The sequence below is a fragment of the Streptomyces sp. NBC_00442 genome (genome assembly GCF_036014195.1).
Taxonomy (GTDB): domain Bacteria; phylum Actinomycetota; class Actinomycetes; order Streptomycetales; family Streptomycetaceae; genus Streptomyces.
In genome coordinates, this window is the sequence record NZ_CP107918.1 from 7,029,650 (window position 1) to 7,049,884 (window position 20,235).

14 protein-coding genes and 1 pseudogene are annotated in these 20,235 nt (G+C 72.0%); 11 read left to right on the plus strand and 4 right to left on the minus strand.

Translation table 11 applies throughout. From position 1 onward, the window contains the following. Nucleotides 1-65 precede the first annotated feature (65 nt). From OG432_RS31620 to OG432_RS31635, 4 genes and pseudogenes are all read left to right on the plus strand, one after another. Entirely contained in the window at nt 66-1,646 is a 1,581-nt protein-coding gene (locus tag OG432_RS31620) for a prepilin-type N-terminal cleavage/methylation domain-containing protein (RefSeq protein WP_328314370.1), read from the plus strand. 261 nt (nt 1,647-1,907) lie between these two features. Continuing rightward, on the plus strand, nt 1,908-2,801 hold the full coding sequence (locus tag OG432_RS31625; protein WP_328314371.1) for an oxygenase MpaB family protein: 894 nt from the start codon (nt 1,908-1,910) through the stop codon (nt 2,799-2,801). An 18-nt stretch (nt 2,802-2,819) separates the two neighbouring features. Further along, nucleotides 2,820-3,836: pseudogene (locus OG432_RS31630) on the plus strand (serine/threonine-protein kinase); the annotation flags it as partial. A 100-nt stretch (nt 3,837-3,936) separates the two neighbouring features. After that, entirely contained in the window at nt 3,937-5,502 is a 1,566-nt protein-coding gene (locus OG432_RS31635; protein ID WP_328314372.1) for a phytoene desaturase family protein, read from the plus strand. A gap of 191 nt (nt 5,503-5,693) precedes the next feature. Here OG432_RS31635 and OG432_RS31640 read toward each other — a convergent pair whose 3' ends face one another. Further along, a complete protein-coding gene (locus tag OG432_RS31640; protein WP_328314373.1) occupies nt 5,694-7,457 on the minus strand; it encodes a serine hydrolase in 1,764 nt (587 codons plus the stop codon). Nucleotides 7,458-7,669: 212 nt separating this feature from the next. Here OG432_RS31640 and OG432_RS31645 point away from each other — a divergent pair, with 212 nt between their 5' ends. The 3 genes from OG432_RS31645 to OG432_RS31655 all read left to right on the plus strand — a co-directional run bounded on the left by OG432_RS31645 (nt 7,670) and on the right by OG432_RS31655 (nt 11,302). Continuing rightward, entirely contained in the window at nt 7,670-8,779 is a 1,110-nt protein-coding gene (locus tag OG432_RS31645; RefSeq protein ID WP_328314374.1) for an NAD(P)H-dependent flavin oxidoreductase, read from the plus strand. Continuing rightward, on the plus strand, nt 8,776-10,326 hold the full coding sequence (locus OG432_RS31650) for an acyl-CoA synthetase (protein ID WP_328314375.1): 1,551 nt from the start codon (nt 8,776-8,778) through the stop codon (nt 10,324-10,326). The genes OG432_RS31645 and OG432_RS31650 overlap by 4 nt, the downstream gene beginning before the upstream one ends. A 112-nt stretch (nt 10,327-10,438) precedes the next feature. Next, complete coding sequence (locus tag OG432_RS31655) at nt 10,439-11,302, plus strand: RNA polymerase sigma-70 factor (protein WP_328314376.1); 864 nt, start codon at nt 10,439-10,441, stop codon at nt 11,300-11,302. On the opposite strand, the gene OG432_RS31660 is transcribed toward OG432_RS31655, so the two are convergent. Next, nucleotides 11,289-11,726, minus strand: a complete 438-nt coding sequence (locus OG432_RS31660) for a winged helix-turn-helix transcriptional regulator (RefSeq protein WP_328314377.1) — start codon at nt 11,724-11,726, stop codon at nt 11,289-11,291. The two genes, OG432_RS31655 and OG432_RS31660, sit on opposite strands and share 14 nt — an antisense overlap. A gap of 83 nt (nt 11,727-11,809) precedes the next feature. Between OG432_RS31660 and OG432_RS31665 the strand changes: the two genes are divergently transcribed. Beyond that, entirely contained in the window at nt 11,810-12,733 is a 924-nt protein-coding gene (locus OG432_RS31665; RefSeq protein ID WP_328314378.1) for an NAD(P)-dependent oxidoreductase, read from the plus strand. A gap of 134 nt (nt 12,734-12,867) precedes the next feature. Beyond that, a complete protein-coding gene (locus tag OG432_RS31670) occupies nt 12,868-14,358 on the plus strand; it encodes a fatty acyl-CoA synthetase (protein WP_328314379.1) in 1,491 nt (496 codons plus the stop codon). 50 nt (nt 14,359-14,408) lie between these two features. On the opposite strand, the gene paaK is transcribed toward OG432_RS31670, so the two are convergent. Then, nucleotides 14,409-15,701: a phenylacetate--CoA ligase PaaK gene (gene paaK / locus OG432_RS31675; protein WP_328314380.1), complete on the minus strand. Its 1,293-nt coding sequence runs from the start codon at nt 15,699-15,701 to the stop codon at nt 14,409-14,411. 221 nt (nt 15,702-15,922) lie between these two features. Here paaK and OG432_RS31680 point away from each other — a divergent pair, with 221 nt between their 5' ends. Further along, nucleotides 15,923-17,464, plus strand: a complete 1,542-nt coding sequence (locus OG432_RS31680) for an alpha/beta fold hydrolase (protein WP_328314381.1) — start codon at nt 15,923-15,925, stop codon at nt 17,462-17,464. A 13-nt stretch (nt 17,465-17,477) separates the two neighbouring features. On the opposite strand, the gene OG432_RS31685 is transcribed toward OG432_RS31680, so the two are convergent. Next, nucleotides 17,478-19,100: an acyl-CoA synthetase gene (locus OG432_RS31685; RefSeq protein WP_328315327.1), complete on the minus strand. Its 1,623-nt coding sequence runs from the start codon at nt 19,098-19,100 to the stop codon at nt 17,478-17,480. Between the two features lie 167 nt (nt 19,101-19,267). On the opposite strand from OG432_RS31685, the gene OG432_RS31690 reads away from it, so the two are divergent. Then, nucleotides 19,268-20,068, plus strand: coding sequence for a crotonase/enoyl-CoA hydratase family protein (locus OG432_RS31690; protein WP_328314382.1), 801 nt, complete (start codon nt 19,268-19,270; stop codon nt 20,066-20,068). Nucleotides 20,069-20,235 lie beyond the last annotated feature (167 nt).

Genomic DNA, 20,235 nt, shown 5'->3' on the forward strand with positions numbered 1-20,235 from the left:
GGCGAGGGCTCGCGCGTGCGCTCGGGCCGCATGTGACCCATCCATCGAAGGAAACCCCGACTGCCATGACACCGGACCATCGCCCGTTCTCCGTGCGCGCCAGACGCCAGGACGGCTTCACGCTCATCGAGTTGCTCGTGGTCATCGTGATCCTCGGTGTCCTCGCCGCGATCGTGGTGTTCTCCGTCAGGGGCATCGGCGACAAGGGCCGGGCGAAGGCGGTCGCCGCGGACGCGGCCACGCTGCGCACGGCGGAGGAGTCCTACTGCGCGAAGCACGGCCGCTACGCGACAGCCGACGACCTGACGGCCGACGGGCTGCTGTCCGGCCGGCCGGTCCACAACGTGGTGGCGGTCGGCGACGAGAACAAGTGCGGCAAGGGCGAGGCGTCGTCGTACACGCTGCATGACCCCTCCATACCGACGGAGAGCGGAGCGGACGCGATCCGGGTCGGCACGAATCCGGCCGACCTCGCCGTCGACGAGAAGGCCAATCGTGTGTACGTCGTGGCCGCCGGCAGCAACGACGTGACCGTGATCGACGGCAGGACCGACACCCCGATCGGCGATCCGATCGACGTGTCCAGCGCCGTGTCGAACCCCACCCGCATCGCGGTCGACCCCGGCACGGGGCAGGTCTACGTCGGGGGTACGGGCGGCGTCGCGATCATCGACACGACCCACTCCGGTCGCGTGACGCACGTCAGCGGTTTCACGACGACCGTCTCTGCCCTTGCCGTCTCTCCCGAGAACGGCGACGTCTACGTCGCGGGTGGTTCGGTGGGCAGCTCGGCGGTCGCCTACATCGCGGCCGGCGGCTCGGCGGCGACGCCGATTCCCCTGCCCGCCCCGGGAGTCGTGCCCGCGAGCATCGGCCCGGACTTCGCCTTCGACCCCGTGCACCACGCGGTGTACCTGGCGAAGTCGAATCTCGGCACGGGCACGACCCTCGCCGCCGGCATCGGCCTCTTCGCCATAGCGTCGGGAACCCACGACGCCCACGTCGTGGCGCAGTTCCCGACGAAGGGGACCTGCGGCACCAACGCCGGGGACTTCCTCGTCTCGAACTCCGCCTATGGCAGCATCGCCGTCGATCCGGGCCGCAACCTCGTCTACCTCCTCGCCAAGAGATGCGTCGTGAACCCGGCGAACCCCTCGGGTCAGTGGAAGACGGTCGCGACGACGATCGCCATCAACCCGGGCGACGGCAGCTCGACAGCGATCAACGACCCGGTCGGAACGGCCTACGGCCCCAACTCCATGGTCTACGACGCCGCGGCAGGGGCGGTCTACGTCTATATGGACGGCGGAGCGAGCTGCGGCGGCTCCGGGGGCCGCGTCGACCGGATCGTCGGAACCACGGTCACGGGACAGGCATCCCTGTGCGCCGTGTCCACTCCCTCCGGGAACCGGGCGCACAAGATGACCGTGCTGAAGAACTTCAACAGGATCTTCGTCGCCCAACAGAACGTCGGCGGCGCGCCGGGCGGCCTCGGGGTGGCCGACGGCAGCACACTGCTGCCGCGGGATCCGCTCGGCACGCCCCGCCAGTTCGGCGCGCTGGCCACGAACAACACCACGGGGAAGGTCTACGCGGTCGATCCGGCCGGCGGTACGGTCGCGGTGTTCCGGACGGGATCGGCTTAGGGCCCGTCGCGAAAGTCGATCGCCTGTCGGACCCGCCTGGGGTGCTCCGAGCATGGAGCTGACAGCGCAGGTGACGATCGACTGTTCCGATCCGCAGAGAATGGTGACGTTCTGGGCCGAAGCCCCGCGCCCGACCGTGTGCCGCTGCTTGTATCCATGCGGCCGTGGCGGGACTCGTGACGCAGTCCTTACGAGGGCGGGCGCCCGCCCCGTAGAATCCGGGGCGGCCCCGGCCGAGGGCACACCCACTGGAGGTGTCGGATGGCGGACGATCCCGACCCGGGCTACTTCGGCCCACGATCGGTCACCTGGCAGGTGCACAGTGACCCCATGATGTGGATCGCGGGCATCAGGGCGCTGTACCTCCAGGCGCTCCACCCCCGCGCGGTGCGTGCGGTCCTGCAGAACTCCGACTTCCGTAAGGACGCGTGGGGCCGGCTCCTGCGGACCGCCGACTTCGTCGGGACGCTCAGCTACGGCACCAAGGACGCCGCCGAGCAGGCCGGTGCCCGGGTCCGCCGCATCCACGCCCTGCTCACGGCGGACGACCCGCGCACGGGGGAGCGGTTCGGGATCGACGACCCCGAGCTGCTCCTGTGGGTGCACTGCGCCGAGATCGACAGCTATCTCACCGTGGCCCGGCGCTCCGGGCTGTGGATGAGCGAGGACCAGGCCGACCGCTACGTCGCCGAACACCGTGTGGACGCCCGCCTGGTGGGTCTGGACGAGGCCAAGGTGCCCGCCAGTGTCGCCGGACTCGCCGCCTACTTCGACGCGGTGCGGCCCCAACTCGCCGCCACCGAGGACGCGCGTACCGTGGACGACTTCCTGCGGCGCCCGCCCACGCCCGCCCTCCTGGTCCCGGCGCGCGCACTGGTGTGGCGGCGCGTGGCGCGCCTCGCCTACGCCTCGCTGCCGCCGTACGCCCATGAGCTCTACGGCCGGCCCGCCCCCGCGGCGAACACCGTGGACCGCCGGCTGACCCGCACGGGAACGGCGCTGCGGCGCATCCCCGCACGGGTGCGCTGGCAGCTTCCCCCGCGGCACATCCTCCGGGCGATCGACCGGCTCGGCCCGGAAACCCGGCCGGCGCCGCACACACTCCGCGAAGGGACGGCCATACTTGGAGGGCCGCAGAGGACACACGGTCAGTAACGGGGGCGACGGCACCACATGGCGGACAGCAGGCTGATCCACGACCGTTACCGGCTGCTCGACCTGATCGGGCGCGGGGGCATGGGCGAGGTGTGGCGGGCCCGGGACGAATCCCTGGGCCGGCAGGTGGCGGTCAAGCTCCTCAAACCACCGGCGCCCGACCACGAGAAGTCCGTCACCCGCGTGCTGCGGGAGCGGTTCCGGCGCGAGGCCCGGGTCGCGGCGGCGCTCCAGCACCGCGGGGTCACCGTCGTCCACGACTTCGGGGAGCACGAAGGCGGGCTCCATCTCGTCATGGAGCTGCTGTCGGGCCGCGATCTGAGCCAGCTCCTGGACGACAACGACCGGCGCCCGCTGCCGGTGTCCGACGTCATGGACATCGCCGAACAGGTCGCGGCGGCCCTCGCCTACACCCACCGCCAGGGCATCGTGCACCGGGACCTGAAGCCGGCGAACATCATGCGGCTCGACGACGGCACGGTGAAGATCTGCGACTTCGGCATCGCCCGGCTCGACGACGGCAGCGGCCTCGCCAACCGGCTCACCGGCACCGGCATCGCCATGGGCACCCCGCACTACATGGCACCCGAGCAGATCGGCGCCGTCGACGTGGATCACCGCAGCGACCTCTACTCGCTCGGCTGCGTGCTGTACGAGATCTCGACGGGGGCGCCCCCGTTCGGCCAGGAGGACACGTGGGCGGTGCTCGTCAGCCACCGGGACACCCCGCCCCGCCCGCTGCGCGAGCACCGCGACGACCTCCCCGAGTTCTTCGAACGGGCCGTGCTCGACCTGCTCGCCAAACAGCCCGCCCAACGCCCCGCGGACGCCGCGGAGTTCGGTCGACGACTGGCCGAGGGCCGGGCCTCGGGCGGCCGGCTCGGTGAGCCGGTCCCGCTGTCGCTGCGGCGGACGCCCGCGCCCTTGCCGTGGACCCGCGGCATGACCACCGGCCGCAAGGCCACGCGCCCCGTCGCCGATACCGGGCCCTCGGACCCCACCGCGGGCCTCACCGGCCCCTGGACGACGGCCACGACGTACGCCGACCGCGCCACACCGTCGTGACCACCGTGCGGGCCCGCCGTCCGGTCCGGGACGGGGTTCCGCGCCGGATCGTCCCGTGTTACCAAGGGGCATGACCGCACGCACCGCGTTCACCCGTGACCTGTACGACGCCGTCATCGTGGGGGGCGGCCACAACGGCCTGGTCGCCGCCGCCTACCTGGCGCGGGCCGGGCACTCCGTCCTGGTCCTCGAACGGCTCGGCCACACCGGCGGCGCGGCCGTCTCCACCCGACCGTTCGACGGCGTGGACGCCCGGCTCTCGCGCTACTCCTACCTGGTCTCCCTGCTGCCCCAGAAGATCGTCGACGATCTCGGGCTCGCCTTCACGGTCCGCAAACGGACCATCTCGTCCTACACGCCCACCCGCCGCGACGGGCGGCCCGGCGGACTCCTGGTCGGCGGCGGCCGGGACCGCACCGCGGCCTCGTTCCGCCAACTCACTGGATCGGACGCCGAGTTCAGTGCCTGGCAGGAGTTCTACGACGCGACGCGCCGGGTCGCCGAACGGGTCTTTCCCACCTTGACCGAGCCGCTGCCCACCGCGAGCGCACTGCGCGCCCGGATCGGGGACGAGGCGGCCTGGCGGATGCTCTTCGAGGAACCGATCGGCGTCGCCGTGGAGGACCGCTTCCGCGACGACCTCGTCCGGGGTGTCGTCCTCACCGACGCCCTGATCGGCACCTTCGCCGACGCCCACGATCCCTCGCTCGCCCAGAACCGCTGCTTGCTCTACCACGTGATCGGCCGGGGGACGGGCGACTGGGACGTGCCGGTGGGCGGCATGGGCGCGCTCACCGACGCACTGGCCGCGGCCGCCCGCGCGGCCGGGGCGGAGATCGTCACCGGGCACGAGGCGACCGCGATCCGCACCGACGGCGCCGAGGCCGAGGTCGACTACGCCGCCCGTGAGGCGTCCGGCACGGTCGCCGCCCGGCACGTCCTGGTCAACGCCTCCCCGCAGTCCCTGGCGGACCTGCTCGGTGACCCGGTGCCCGAGCCCGCCGAGGGCGCCCAGCTCAAGGTCAACATGCTGCTCTCGCGGCTGCCGCGGCTGAAGGACACCGGTGTCGATCCACGCGAGGCGTTCGCCGGAACCTTCCACATCGCCGAAGGCTACGGCGCGTTGGCGACGGCGTACGCCGAGGCGGCGCGCGGCGAGCTGCCCTCCGCCCCGCCCAGCGAGATCTACTGCCACTCGCTGACCGATCCCTCGATCCTCGGGCCCGGCCTCGCCGCACGCGGCTACCAGACCCTGACCCTGTTCGGTCTGCACACCCCGGCCCGGCTGTTCGCCGAGGACAACGACAAGGCGCGCGAGCTTCTCCTCGCCGCGACGCTCGCCCAGCTGGAGGCCCATCTGGACGAGCCGCTCGCCGACTGCCTGGCGCGCGACGCGCAGGGCCGTCCCTGTATCGAGGCGAAGACCCCGCTCGACCTGGAGCGCGATCTGAGGCTGCCCGGCGGCAACATCTTCCACCGCGCGCTCGCCTTCCCCCACGGTGACGGGTCGACCGGCCGCTGGGGCGTCGAGACGAGCCACCCGAACGTGCTGCTGTGCGGGGCGGGCGCCGTACGGGGCGGCGGTGTGAGCGGCATCCCGGGCCACAACGCGGCGATGGCGGTGCTCGGCCGCTGACCGGGGCGGGCATGGAGGCCACGGAGACCCATGGAGGCCCAGGGAGAGCCACGGAGACTCGCGGAGATCCACAGATCCACAGATCCACAGATCCACAGATCCACAGATCCACAGACCCCCAGACCCACAGACCCACAGACGCACGGACCCACAGACGTACGGGTCCTCGACCAACTCCCCACCGCGACAAGTCAGTCGGCGGACCGGGTCCAGCCCGAGGTCTCGATCCGCGCCGCGTCGCCCGGCCGGGCCTCGTCGAACAGCACCCGCTCGCCGTCGACGATCCGCAGCGCGTCGGCGTACGCCCCGCGACCCACGTACCGGGGTCCCGTCGTGTAGCGCCAGCGCAGCCGTACCGAGCGGCCCTGCCACGCCGCGAGGTCCGCCGTCACCCGGTGCCAGGCCCGCCCGGACCAGCCCGTCACCGACCCCGTCGGGTGCTGGACGGGTGCGTGCCCCGCCCGCGCGGCCGTGAAGGGCACGGGATGCCAGCCGGCCCCCGTATCCGCCGACGCCTCCAGGGCGACGACGCCCACGCCGGGCTCGGTGTCCCACCACAGGCAGCAGTCGAGGCGGGCCCCGCCGCCCGCGACGGAGAGTCCGGGCAGTGTGAGCGTCGCCGTCCTTGCGGGCTCCATGCCCGCGAACCAGGACGCCCCGCCGTGTGCGGGGCGCACCGGGACGGCCCGCGCCAGGGCGTTGCCCGCGGCCACCCGCGGCGCCGAACCGGAGCGCCAACCACGCACCGGATGAACGGAGTTGGAGAGCAGCACGAGGAACGTGTCGGTGCCGGGGTCGAGCACGATGCTGGTGCCCGTGAAGCCCGTGTGGCCGGCGCTGCGCGGCGTCGCGAGGGCACCCATGTACCAGTGCTGGTAGAGCTCGAAGCCCAGACCGTGCTCGTGGCCGGGGAAGGCCGTGTTGAAGTCGGTGAAGAGGAGGTCCACGAAGGCGGGGGAGAGGATCCGGGCCCGGCCGTAGGTGCCGCCGTTCAGCAGCGTACGGGCGAGGACCGCGAGGTCCCAGGCGCAGGAGAACACGCCGGCGTGCCCGGCCACGCCGCCGAGGCAGTACGCGTTCTCGTCGTGGACCTCGCCCCACACCAGGCCCCGGTCGAGCCCGGACCACGGCCTGCGGGCGTCCTCGGTGGCGGCGATCCCCGGCTTCCAGGACGCGGGCGGGTTGTAGCGCGTGCGGTGCATCCCGAGCGGAGCGGTGATCTCGTCGTGGAGCAGGGCGTCCAGAGTGCGACCGGTGATCTCTTCGAGGACCAGTTGGAGCGAGATCAGGTTCAGGTCGGAGTAGAGGTAGGCGCTGCCGGGCGGGCTCGTCGGGGGCTGGTTCCAGAGGAGCTTCAGCTTCTCCTCGTACGCCGGCGCCCCGTAGAGCGGGATCCAGGGCGGCAGGCCCGAGGTGTGGGTGAGCAACTGCCCCACGGTGACGGCCTGTTTGCCCGCCGTCGCGAAGGCGGGCAGATACGAGGCGACCGTGCGGTCGAGGGCGAGGGCGCCCCGCTCGATCTGCTGGACGGCGAGCAGGGAGGTGAACAGCTTGGACAGGGAGGCGAGGTCGAACACCGTGTCCCGGTCCGCCGCGATGCGCCGCCCGGCCGGAAGCTCCACCGCGGTGTCGTTCTTGTCGTCGTACGCCGTGTAGCGCACCGCGCTGCCGATGGCGTGGTGCAGCGCCACGGTGCCGCCCCGCCCCGCGAGCAGGACGGCCCCCGCGTACCAGGGGTGTTCGGGGGAGGGGCCGAGGAACGTCTCGGCGTCCGCCACGAGGCGGTCCAGGTGCTCGGGCAGCAGCCCGGCCTCCCGCGCGGAGCCGCGCCGCAGCGTGCGCTCCCGCGCTCCGGCCTCCGCCACGTCCGACGAGCCCGTCATCAGCGCACCTCCAAGCCCCAGGGCCGCACCGGCCAGCCGCCGCCTGCTCACGCCCCGGACGTCCCCGGTCATCGTCACGCACTCCCTCTCGGCCGGTCGGCCCGGCGCGTTGAAAGTATCTTTCGCGATCGCATCGGACACCGGAAACTTTCTTCCCCGACGCCGCCCGTGTCAATGATCGGGGGCACGCCCGGCGGCGCGGCGCGCGGAATCCGGCACGGAAAACTGACGCAGCATCAGAAAATCTCTTCCCTCGTCGCCCCCGCTGCGGCATCCTGCGCCCCATGCAGACGGAGCTGAGCAAGAAACTGGGAGTCGAGCACGCCGTCTTCGGCTTCACGCCGTTCCCGGCGGTGGCCGCGGCCATCACCCGGGCCGGCGGCTTCGGTGTGCTCGGCGCGGTCCGCTACACCGCGCCCGACGACCTCGCGCGCGACCTCGACTGGATGCAGGAGCACACCGACGGGCTGCCCTACGGGCTCGACGTGGTGATGCCCGCCAAGAAGGTCGAGGGGGTCGGCGAGGCCGAAATCGAGGCCATGATCCCCGAGGGGCACCGGCAGTTCGTGCGGGACACCCTCGCCAAGCACGGTGTGCCCGAACTCGCCGAGGGCGAGGCCTCCGGATGGCGCATCACCGGCTGGATGGAACAGGTCGCCCGCGACCAGCTCGACGTGGCCTTCGCGTATCCGATCAAACTCCTCGCCAACGCCCTCGGTTCGCCGCCGGCCGACGTCGTCCGGCGCGCCCACGACCGGGGCGTGCTCGTGGCCGCGCTCGCGGGCAGCGCCCGGCACGCCCGCCACCACGCGGAGGCGGGCATCGACGTCGTGGTCGCCCAGGGCCACGAGGCAGGCGGCCACACCGGGGAGATCGCCACCATGGTGCTGGTCCCCGAAGTCGTCGACGCCGTCGGCCCGTTGCCCGTCCTCGCGGCCGGCGGCATCGGCAGCGGCGAGCAGATCGCCGCCGGACTCGCGCTCGGCGCCCAGGGCGTCTGGCTCGGCTCCCTCTGGCTCACCGCCACCGAGGCCGACCTCCACTCCCGCGCACTGACCCGCAAGCTCCTCGAAGCGGGCTCCGGCGACACCGTGCGCTCCCGCGCGCTGACCGGCAAGCCCGCGCGCCAGCTGCGCACCGAGTGGACCGACGCCTGGGACGATCCGGCGGGGCCCGCCACCCTGCCCATGCCGCTCCAGGGACTCCTGGTCGCCGAGGCCGTCTCGCGCATCCAGAAGTACGAGGTCGGACCGCTCCTCGGCACCCCCGTCGGCCAGATCGTCGGCCGGATGACCGCCGAGCGCAGCGTCCAGGAGACCTTCGACGAGCTGACGCGCGGCTTCGAGCGCGCCGTCGACCGGATCAACCGCATCGCAGGGAGGGACGCCCGATGAACCAGCCCCCCAACGGCTTCTGGGCCCAGGCCGACGCCGACCCCGACCGCCGTGTCCTGATCGCCCCGGACGGCGAGGAGTGGAGCGCGGGCCGGCTGCACGCCGCCGTCAACCGGCTCGTCCACGGGCTGCGGGCCGCCGGTCTCGAACGCGGCGACGCCTTCGCCGTCGTGCTGCCCAACGGCGTCGAGTTCTTCACGGCCTACCTCGCCGCGTCCCAGGCCGGGTTCTATCTCGTGCCGGTCAATCATCACCTCGTCGGACCCGAGATCGCCTGGATCGTCGCCGACTCCGGTGCCAAGGTGCTCATCGCCCACGAGCGGTTCGCCGAGGCGGCGACCACGGCGGCCGACGAGGCGAAGCTGCCCGCCTCGCACCGCTACGCCGTCGGCACGGTGCCGGGCTTCTCCCCGTACGCCCAACTCCTGGAAGGACAGCCAGAATCGGCGCCCGAGGCCCGCACGCTCGGCTGGGTCATGAACTACACCTCCGGCACCACGGGACGCCCGCGCGGCATCCGGCGTCCACTGTCCGGCAAGCTCCCCGAGGAGTCCTACCTCGGCGGCTTCCTCGCCATCTTCGGCATCAAGCCGTTCGACGACAACGTCCACCTGGTGTGCTCGCCGCTCTACCACACGGCGGTCCTCCAGTTCGCCGGCGCCTCGCTGCACATCGGACATCCCGTGGTCCTCATGGACAAGTGGACGCCCGAGGACATGCTGCGCCGCATCGACGAACACGCCTGCACCCACACCCACATGGTGCCGACCCAGTTCCACCGTCTGCTCGCACTGCCCGACGAGGTGAGGGCGCGGTACGACGTGTCCCGCATGCGGCACGCCATCCACGGCGCCGCGCCCTGCCCCGACCACGTCAAGCGCGCCATGATCGACTGGTGGGGGAGCTGCGTCGAGGAGTACTACGCGGCCAGCGAGGGCGGCGGCGCCTTCGCCACCGCCGACGACTGGCTCAAGAAGCCCGGCACCGTCGGAAAGGCCTGGCCCATCAGCGAACTCGCGGTCTTCGACGACGACGCCGAGCGGCTGCCCGCAGGGGAACTCGGCACGGTCTACATGAAGATGTCGACCGGCGGCTTCAGTTACCACAAGGACGAGGGAAAGACGCGCAAGAACCGCATCGGCGACTTCTTCACCGTCGGCGACCTCGGCTACCTCGACGAGGACGGCTACCTCTTCCTGCGCGACCGCAAGATCGACATGATCATCTCGGGTGGCGTCAACATCTACCCGGCCGAGATCGAGGCGGAGCTCCTGACCCATCCGGCCGTCGCCGACGCCGCCGTCTTCGGCATCCCGCACCCCGACTGGGGCGAGGAGGTCAAGGCGGTCGTCGAAGTGGCCGACGGTTTCGAGTCGGGCGACGCGCTCGCCGCGGAACTGCTCGCCCACTGCGAGGGCCGGCTCGCCGCGTACAAGCGGCCCAAGTCGGTCGACTTCATCACGACGATGCCGCGCGACCCGAACGGCAAGCTCTACAAGCGACGGCTGCGCGCGCCCTACTGGGAGGGCCACGACCGCGCGATGTGACGCCGCGGACACCGCACCGGCCGAACTGGCGCCCCGGCCCGCCGTCGAGTTGAATGACGCGGCGGCCGCCGGGGCACGATCCGGCGGCGCCCCACGGGAGGTGTCGGGCGCCATGACGGAGCATGCCGAGGAGTTCGAGACCCACCGGCCGGTGCTGACCGGACTCGCCTACCGGCTCCTCGGCTCCCTGTGGGACGCCGAGGACGTCGTCCAGGACGCCTATCTGCGCTGGAGCCGCGTCGACCGCGACGAGATCAGGGACGCCCGGGGTTTCCTCATCACCGTCACCTCCCGGCTCGCCATCGACCAGCTGCGCTCGGCGCGGGTGGTGCGCGAGGCCTACGTCGGACCGTGGCTGCCCGAACCCGTCGCCACCGACGCGCTCGGCCCGCTGGACACCGCCGAACTGCGCGACACCGTCTCCTACGCCACGGTCCACCTCATGGAGCGCCTCACCCCGCCGGAGCGCGCCGTGTTCGTGCTGCGCGAGGCCTTCCAGCTGCCGTACGAGGAGATCGCCTCCATCGTCGGGGCCGGCGTCGCCAACTGCCGTCAGATGTACAGCAGGGCGGGGCGCCACCTCGCCGCCGGCCGCGACCGCTTCCCGCTCTCCGGCGACGACCACACCAAGCTGCTCACCCGCTTCCTGGAAGCCGCCCGGGGCGGCGACCTCGGCGCGCTCACCGGCCTGCTCGCCGAGGACGTGGTCGCCTGGAGCGACGGCGGCGGCAAGGCCAGTGCGGCCCGCCGCCCGGTCGTCGGCCGCACCAAGGTGCTCGCCTTCCTCACCGGACTGCTCAACCGGTACGAACTCCAGGCCTTCGACGTCGTGGACGTCAACGGCGGCCCCGCCCTTGCCATCACCGCCGCCGGACAGCACCAGATCGCACTGGCCGCCGTCCGTGACGGCCGGATCGAAGCCGTCTACACCATGCGCAACCCCGACAAGCTCACCCGGTTCTTCACCGGACCGTAGCGTCCTGACCGCTGGAACAGGTGCCTGAGCGCCAGGAGTTGACCGTTGCGGCCCGTCGCTGATCCGCCTCGGCCGGGTGGAGCATGGCGGGCCTCTCGCGGCGGATCCGCTCAGTACCCCAGGCGCCCAGCGAGTCGAGTGCCCTGTTCAGCGTGTGCCCGTGCGCGGTCAGGGAGTACTCCACCCGGGGCGGCACCTCGGCGTACACCTCGCGGTGCACGAGGGCGTCCTCCTCCATTTCGCGCAGGTGCTGCGTCAGCATCTTCTCGCTCACCCCCGGCAGCCCGCGCCGGAGCTGGGCGAAGCGGCGTACGCCGTGCTTGTCGAGTTCCCAGAGGATCAGTCCCTTCCACTTGCCGTTGACCACATCGAGTGCGGCGTCGATGCCGCAGACGTAAGGCCCGCTTCTCGCTGCCCTGGCCATCACAACTCCCCTTACTAAATGGTAAGTACCGCAGAAAATAGTGCGTACTCCCGAGACCGGTGTTCCTGTCCGAGCATGGAGGAGTGACCGAACAGAACCCCACCACCAGCCATAACCCCACCATCAGCCGGAACACTCCCGTCACCGTGATCGGACTCGGCCCCATGGGCCGGGCGATGACACGGACCCTGCTGGCCGCGGGCCACCGGGTCACCGTCTGGAACCGCACGCCGGGCCGTGCCGACGGTGTCGTCGCCGACGGAGCCACGCTCGCGGCGACCCCCGCCGAGGCGCTCGACGCGAGTGACCTCGTCATCCTCAGCCTCACCGACTACCGGGCGATGTACGACATCCTCGACGCTGCCACCGCGTCGCTCGCCGGCCGGACCCTGGTCAACCTCAGCTCCGACACCCCCGATCGCACCCGCGAGGCCGCGGCCTGGGCGGCGGGTCACGGGGCAGGCTTCCTCACCGGCGGCGTCATGGTCCCGGCGCCGATGATCGGCACGCAGGCGTCCCACGTCTACTACAGCGGCGGTCCCGAGATCATGGACCGTCACCGGCCGGCCCTCGCAGTGCTGGGCGCTCCGAGATATCTGGGGCAGGACCCGGGTCTCGCCCAGATGATGTACCAGGCCCAACTCGCCGTCTTCCTGTCCTCGTTGTCCGCGCTGATGCACGCCACCGCGATGCTGGGCAGCGCCGGGATGAAGGCGCAGGAGGCGCTGCCGGACCTGCTCGCCTTCACCGACTCGATCGGTGCCATCGTGCGGGCCGGAGATCCGACGTCCGGCGCCGGACTGGACGCCGGAGAACATCCCGGCGCCCTCAGCACGGTCACCATGATGGGCGCGACGGCCGACCACATCGTGGAGACGAGCACCTCCCTCGGGCTCGACCTCGCGCTCCCGCTTGCCGTACAGGCCCACTACCGCCACGCGATCGACAACGGCCACGGCGGCGACAAGTGGACCCGCATCATCGACAGCATCCGCGAACCGCGCTGACCCGCCGAGGCGAACGGCCCGGCCCCGCCGCACCGGGGCCGCACCCCGCCGGGACAGGGGCCGCACCCCCGCCACCCGGTGGGCCGTGGCGCGCGCACCTTGACCCCGGCCACCGCGCCGCCCAGGATCCAGCCATGGACGAGGTACGCAGCAGCACCGTCGACGGCATCGTGCGCCGCAGCGCCCGCCGCACCCCCGACCGCACCGCCCTGCGGTACGCGGACCGCACCTGGAGCTACGCCGAACTGGACGCGGCCGTCTCCACCGCGGCCGCCTTCCTCACCGACCGCGGGCTGACCAAGGGCGACCGGGTCGCCGCCTACGGGCACAACTCCGACGCCTATCTCATCGCGTTCCTCGGCTGCGCCCGAGCCGGACTCATCCACGTGCCCGTCAACCAGCACCTCACCGGCGGCGACCTGACGTACATCCTGGAGCAGTCCGGCGCCGCCCTCGTCCTCGCCGACCCCGTGCTCGCACAGCGGGTGCCCGCCGGCCGGCCCGTGGTCGCGCTGCGCGACGGCGCAGACTCGCTCCTCGCGGCGACGGCCGCGCCCGTTCCGTACGAGGGCGGGGGCGGGGCGGGCGACATCGTCCAGCTGCTCTACACCTCCGGCACCACCGCCCTGCCCAAGGGCGCGGTGATGACGCACCGCGCCCTCGTCCACGCGTACATGTCCGCCATCGCGGCGCTCGACCTGCGGCCCGGTGACCGTCCCGTGCACGCGCTGCCGCTCTACCACTCGGCGCAGACGCACGTCTTCCTGCTGCCCTATCTCGCGGTGGGCGCCGACAACACGCTCCTGGACGCGCCGGACCCGGGACGGATCCTCGACCTGGTGGAGGCCGGCCGCGCGGACTCGTTCTTCGCGCCGCCCACCGTGTGGATCGCCCTCGCCGCCCATCCGGAGTTCGCCGAGCGCGACCTCGGCGGACTGCGCAAGGCGTACTACGGGGCCTCGATCATGCCCGTCCCGATCCTGGAGCGGCTGCGCGCACGGCTGCCGGGCCTCGCGTTCTACAACTGCTTCGGACAGAGCGAGATCGGGCCGCTCGCCACGGTGCTCGGGCCCGACGAGCACGAGGGGCGGATGGATTCGTGCGGGCGCCCCGTGCTGTTCGTCGAGGCGAAGGTCGTCGACGAGAGCGGCGAGGAGGTCCCCGACGGCACGGCGGGCGAAGTGGTCTACCGCTCGCCGCAGTTGTGCGAGGGCTACTGGGACAAGCCGGCCGAGACCGAAGAGGCATTCCGCGACGGCTGGTTCCGCTCCGGCGACCTCGCGGTGCGCGACCGCGAGGGCTACTTCACCGTCGTTGACCGGGTGAAGGACGTGATCAACTCCGGGGGCGTCCTGATCGCCTCGCGCCAGGTGGAGGACGCGCTCTACACCCACCCCGCGGTCGCCGAGGCGGCCGTCGTGGGCCTGCCCGACGCGCGCTGGATCGAGGCGGTCACCGCCTTCGTGGTCCGCGGCGGGGAGGTGACGCAGGCTCAGCTCATCGACCACGCGCGCACCTCGCTCGCGCCCTTCAAGGCCCCCAAGCGCGTGGTGTTCGTGGACGAACTGCCGCGCAACGCGAGCGGAAAGATCCTCAAGCGGGAACTGCGCGACCGGTTCGCCTGACGCCCCGACCCGGCCGCCCCGACCCGGCCGGGGAGCGGGGCCCGCGGGACTCAGCTCTCCTTGCCGCGCAGGTCGACGATCCGCTTGAACTTGCCCACCGAGCGCTCGATGGTCTCGGGATCGACCACCTCGACGTCGACGGACACACCGATCCCGTCCTTGACCGCCGCGACGATCGACCGGGCGGCCGCGTCGCGCCGCTCGGGCGGTGTGTCCGCACGGGCCTCCACCCGCACCGTCATCGCGTCGAGGCGGCCCCGGCGGGTCAGCCGCAACTGGAAGTGCGGGGCGACGCCCGGCGTGCGCAGCACGATCTCCTCGATCTGAGTGGGGAAGAGATTCACGCCGCGCAGGATGACGAGGTCGTCGCTGCGCCCGGTCACCTTCTCCATGCGCCGGAACACCCGGGCGGTGCCGGGCAGCAGACGCGTCAGGTCCCTGGTCCGGTAGCGGATCACCGGCATCGCCTCCTTGGTGAGAGAGGTGAAGACGAGCTCGCCGCGCTCCCCGTCCGGCAGGACCTCGCCGGTGAGCGGATCCACGATCTCCGGATAGAAGTGGTCCTCCCAGATGTGCAGGCCGTCCTTGGTCTCCACGCACTCCTGCGCGACGCCGGGCCCCATGACCTCCGAGAGGCCGTAGATGTCGACCGCGTCGATGGCGAAGCGCTCCTCGATCTCGCGGCGCATCTCCTCGGTCCACGGCTCGGCGCCGAAGATGCCCACCTTGAGGGAGGTGGTGCGCGGGTCGACGCCCTGCCGTTCGAACTCGTCGAGCAGGGTGAGCATGTAGGACGGGGTCACCATGATGATGTCGGGCCTGAAGTCCTGGATCAGCTGGACCTGACGTGCCGTCATGCCGCCGGACGCGGGAATCACCGTGCAGCCGAGCCGCTCGGCGCCGTAGTGCGCGCCGAGACCGCCGGTGAACAGGCCGTACCCGTACGCCACATGGACCTTGTGGCCGGGCCGCCCGCCCGCCGCGCGGATGGAACGGGCCACCACGTCGGCCCAGGTGTCCAGGTCCCGCTGGGTGTAGCCGACGACGGTCGGCCGGCCGGTCGTGCCGCTGGAGGCGTGGATCCTGCGGATGTCGGACTCGGGGACCGCGAACATCCCGAAGGGGTAGTGGTCGCGCAGGTCGGACTTGGCGGTGAACGGGAAGCGCGCGAGATCGGCGAGCGAGACGCAGTCCTCGGGCCGCACACCGGCCTCGTCGAAGGCCTTGCGATAGAACCCGACGTGGTCGTACGCATGGCGCAGGCTGGCGCGCAACCGGTCGAGCTGCAGGGCCTTGAGCTCCGGCCGGCCCAGCCGCTCCGCCTCGTCCAGCAGGGGTGCCATGGGTGCGCTCCCGTCCTCGCCCCGCTCCGAGCGGGCGACGAAATCGGACGACCGATCATTCGGTCGCTGTGTGTCGGATCAGTAATTCAGCCGCCCGAGGGGTCCGTCAAGACCTGTGGACAACGCGGAGCGCCCCGCCCCCGGCAAGGTGGCCGGTCATGATCGCGCCCTGAGCGAAACGGGATTGCCGGGCGCCCCGGGCCGCTGTGAGGATCGGCCGTATGCCGAAGTTCACGACGTGCGACGGAGTCCGGATCGCCTACCACCTGCGGGGTGACGGCGAACCGCTGCTCTGTCTGCCGGGCGGGCCGATGGGCGCCTCGGCGTACCTCGGGGACCTCGGCGGGCTCACCGCGCACCGCCGGCTGGTGCTGCCCGATCCGCGCGGGACGGGCGATTCGGACGTCCCGGACGACCCGGCGTCCTACCGCTGCGACCGCCAGGTGGCCGACATCGAGGCGCTCCGCGTCCATCTGGGCCCGGACCGGGTCGACCTGCTCGCCCACTCCGCCGCCGGAAACCTGGCGCTGCTGTATGCCGCCCGCCACCCCGGCCGGGTCCGCTCGCTCACCCTGGTGGCACCCGGAGTCCGCGCCGTGGGCATCGACGTGACGGACGACGACTGGCGGGCTGCCGTCGCCCTGCGGGCCGGCGAGCCCTGGTACGAGGAGGCCCGCGCGGCCTTCGAGCAGGTGTGGGCGAAGAAAGCCGCCTGGGGAGAGGTCGTGGACGTCATCCGGCCCTTCGCCTATGGGCGCTGGGACGCGGCGGCCCGGCGGCACGAGGCCCTCACCCGGGCCGCACGGAACCAGGAGGCGGCGGCCGGCTACTACGCGGACGGCGCCTTCGACCCGGTGGCCACCGTCGCCGCGCTCGCCGCCATGGCCGCGCCCGTCCTCGTGCTCGCGGGCGCACACGACGGCGGACCGACGCCCGCCCGCGCGGCCGAGCTGGCCGCGCTCTTCCCGCGGGCCGAGCTCGTCGTACAGCAGGGCGCAGGGCACTCCCCGTGGGTCGACGACCCGGAGGCCTTCGTCCGTGCCGTCGCCGCCTTCCTCGCCCCCGATGTCCGCACGCTTGTCGTCAACGGCGTCCGGCTCGCCTACCGGGTGCGAGGCGCCGAGGGTGCGCCGCCCGTGATCCTCGTGCACGGCAGGTGCGGCGACAGCCGCGACTGGGACCACATCGCCGAACGGCTCGCGGCAACCCACCGGGTGTATGCCCTCGACCTGCGGGGCCACGGCCTGAGCGACTGGCCGGGCGGCTACTCCTTCGAGTCGTTCCGCGACGACCTGCACGGCTTCATCACCGAACTCGGCCTCGAAGGGGCCGACGTGGTGGGCCACTCCATGGGCGGCGCGGCCGCCGCGCTGCTCGCCGAGGAGGCGCCGGGGCTGATCGGCCGCCTCGTCCTGGAGGAGATCCCGCCGCTCTTCCCTCTCGACCCGCCGCGCGGCCCCGTCGAGCGCCCCGAGGGGGCGCTGGATTTCGACTGGCCCGTCATCGAGGCCATCGATGCCCAGCTGAATGATCCCGACCCGGCCTGGCGGGACCGGTTCGCCGCCATCGCCGCGCCCACGCTGGTTGTCGCGGGTGGCCCGGCCGGCCTCATCGACCAGAAGAAGCTGGCCTGGATGGCCTCGCGCATACCGGACGCCCGCCTGGTCACCATCGACGCCGGCCATCTCGTCCACACCGAGTGCCCCGGGCAATTCCTGTCCGCGCTGGGCGAGTTCGGCATCGGGCAGCACGCGCGGCCCTGACCGGTGCCGCCGATCAGGTGCCGTCGGCCTCCGCGGCCACCGACCGCGCCCAGCGGTAGTCCGCCTTGCCGCTGGGGGAGCGCTGGATGCTGGGGGCGATCACCAGCTGGCGCGGGACCTTGTAGCCGGCGATCCTCGTGCGGCAGTGCGTCTGGATGTCGTCCAGGGTGGGCGCCGCCGCGCCGTCGCGGATCTGGACCACGGCCGCCACATGGTTGCCCCACCGAGCGTCCGGCACCCCGGCCACCAGCGCGTCGTACACGTCCGGATGCGCCTTGAGGGCCTGCTCCACCTCCTCGGGGTAGACCTTCTCGCCGCCCGTGTTGATGCACTGCGAACCGCGCCCGAGGACCGTGACGATGCCGTCCTCTCCGACGGTCGCCATGTCGCCGAGCAGCACCCAGCGCTCGGTGCCCTTCTGGAAGAAGGTCTCGGCGGTCTTCGCCGGGTCGTTGTAGTAGCCCAGGGGGACGTGCCCGCGCTGGGCGAGACGCCCCACTTCGCCGGCCGCCACCGGCTCGTACGTCGCCGGATCCACCACCTGCGTACGTTCGTTGACCTCCAGACGGAAGCCCTTTTCCGGGCCGGAGTCGTCGGTGGCCTTGCCGTTGGAGCCGGACTCGGACGAGCCGAAGTTGTTGAGGATCAGCGCGTTCGGCACCAGCGCCTGCAATTGGTCGCGCACCGTCTCGGACATGATCGCCCCGGATGAGGACACGCTGAACAGCGAGGACAGGTCGGTGTCCTTGAGCGGGCCGTGCAGGGCGTCGACGAGCGGCCGCAGCATGGCGTCGCCCACCAGGGAGACGCTGGTGACCTTCTCCTTCTCGATCGTGCGGAGCACCTCGCGCGGCACGTACTTGCGGTGGATGACCACCCGCTGCCCGTAGTTGAAGGCGACGAACGAGGTCAGTGTCGAGGTGCCGTGCATGAGCGGGGGCGCGGGGAAGAAGGTGAGACCCGAGCCGCTCCTGGCGACCCGCTCGGCCAGCTCCTCGGGCCGCCGCACCGGCTCGCCCGCCGGTTCCCCGCCGAACAACCCGGCGAAGAAAAGGTCCTCCTGACGCCACATCACCCCCTTCGGCATGCCGGTGGTGCCACCGGTGTAGATGATGAACAGGTCGTCGGCCGAGCGCGGAGCGAACCCCCGCCCGGGGGAGCCCGCCGACTCCGCCTCGGCGAACGGTGTGACCGCGAGGGGCGGCGCACCGTCCGGGACGCTTCCCACCCGGACCAGGTGGCGCAACCTGTCGGTCTGGGGCAGGGCGCCCGCCACCCGCTCGGTGAACTCGGCGTCGAAGACGAGCGCCGCCAGATCCGCGTCCCGGTAGAGGTAGACCAACTCCTCTTCCACATAACGGTAGTTGACGTTGACCGGGACCAGGCGGGCCTTGAGGGCGGCCAGCACGGTCTGGAGGTATTCGACGCCGTTGTAGAGGTGCAGTCCCAGGTGTTCGCCGGGCTTCAGGCCCGCCTCGATCAGGTGATGGGCCAGCCGGTTGGCCGCCGTGTCCAGCTGACGGTAGGTCAGACGCCGCTCCGCGCCCGTCCCGGGATGGTCGACGTACACGAGCGCTTCCCGGTCCGGGACCACGTCGACGACGGACTCGAACAGGTCGGCAAGGTTGTACTCCACCATTCCTCCTGACGCCGGCCCCCGACTGACTCGGGGGTCATCAGAGCAAAGCCGTGCACAACTGGGAAGGGGTGCCGCAGAAGAAATCTGACTGCCTGTCAGAAAACTATTGAACTGCCGCCGCCACTACTGCAACCTGTTCTAGGTCGTGAGACGGGAGGACGGCAATGGGCGGAACGGAACACCTCACGGTGCGGCGCGAAGGCGCCACCTTGGTGCTCACCCTGAACCGGCCGGAGGCGAAGAACGCGCTGTCGCTTCCGCTGCTGGTGGGGCTCTACGACGGTTGGCTGGAGGCCGACGCGGACGACTCGATCCGCTCGGTCGTCCTCACCGGGGCGGGCGGCGACTTCTGCGCCGGCATGGACCTCAAGGCCCTGGCGGGCCGGGGCATGGCGGGCGAGCGGTACCGCGACCGGCTCAAGGCCGACCCCGAGCTGCACTGGAAGGCGATGCTCCGCAACCACCGGCCCCGCAAACCCGTGATCGCAGCGGTCGAGGGGTACTGCGTGGCCGGCGGCACCGAGATCCTCCAGGGCACGGACATCCGGGTGGCGGGCGAGGGCGCCACGTTCGGGCTCTTCGAGGTGAAGCGCGGGCTGTTTCCCATCGGGGGCTCCACGGTCCGCCTCCAACGGCAGATCCCGCGCACCCACGCGTTGGAGATGCTGCTCACCGGGCGGCCCTACAGCGCGCGGGAAGCGGCGGGGATCGGGCTGATCGGGCGGGTGGTGCCGGACGGTACGGCGCTCGACGTCGCGCTGGAGATCGCGGCGCAGGTCAACGCGTGCGGGCCGCTGGCGGTCGAGGCGGTCAAGGCGTGCGTGTACGACACGGCGTCCATGAGTGAGGCGGAGGGGCTGGCGGCGGAGTTGGAGCGGGGATGGCCGATATTCGCCACGGCCGATGCGAAGGAGGGGGCGCTGGCCTTCGCGGAGAAGCGGGCCGCCGTCTATCGGCGGGCCTGAGTTTTCCCCACCCCGCCCCTTCCCGCTGTGAGGCTCTGCGGCTCCGCCGCGCGGCCTCGGGGGTGACAAGGGAACCCGGGGCTCTGCCCCGGACCCCGTTCGCGCCTCAAGGGCGCTCGTCCTCAATCTCCCCCAAGGCCTTGAGGGCCACGAGGGAAGCCCCACGA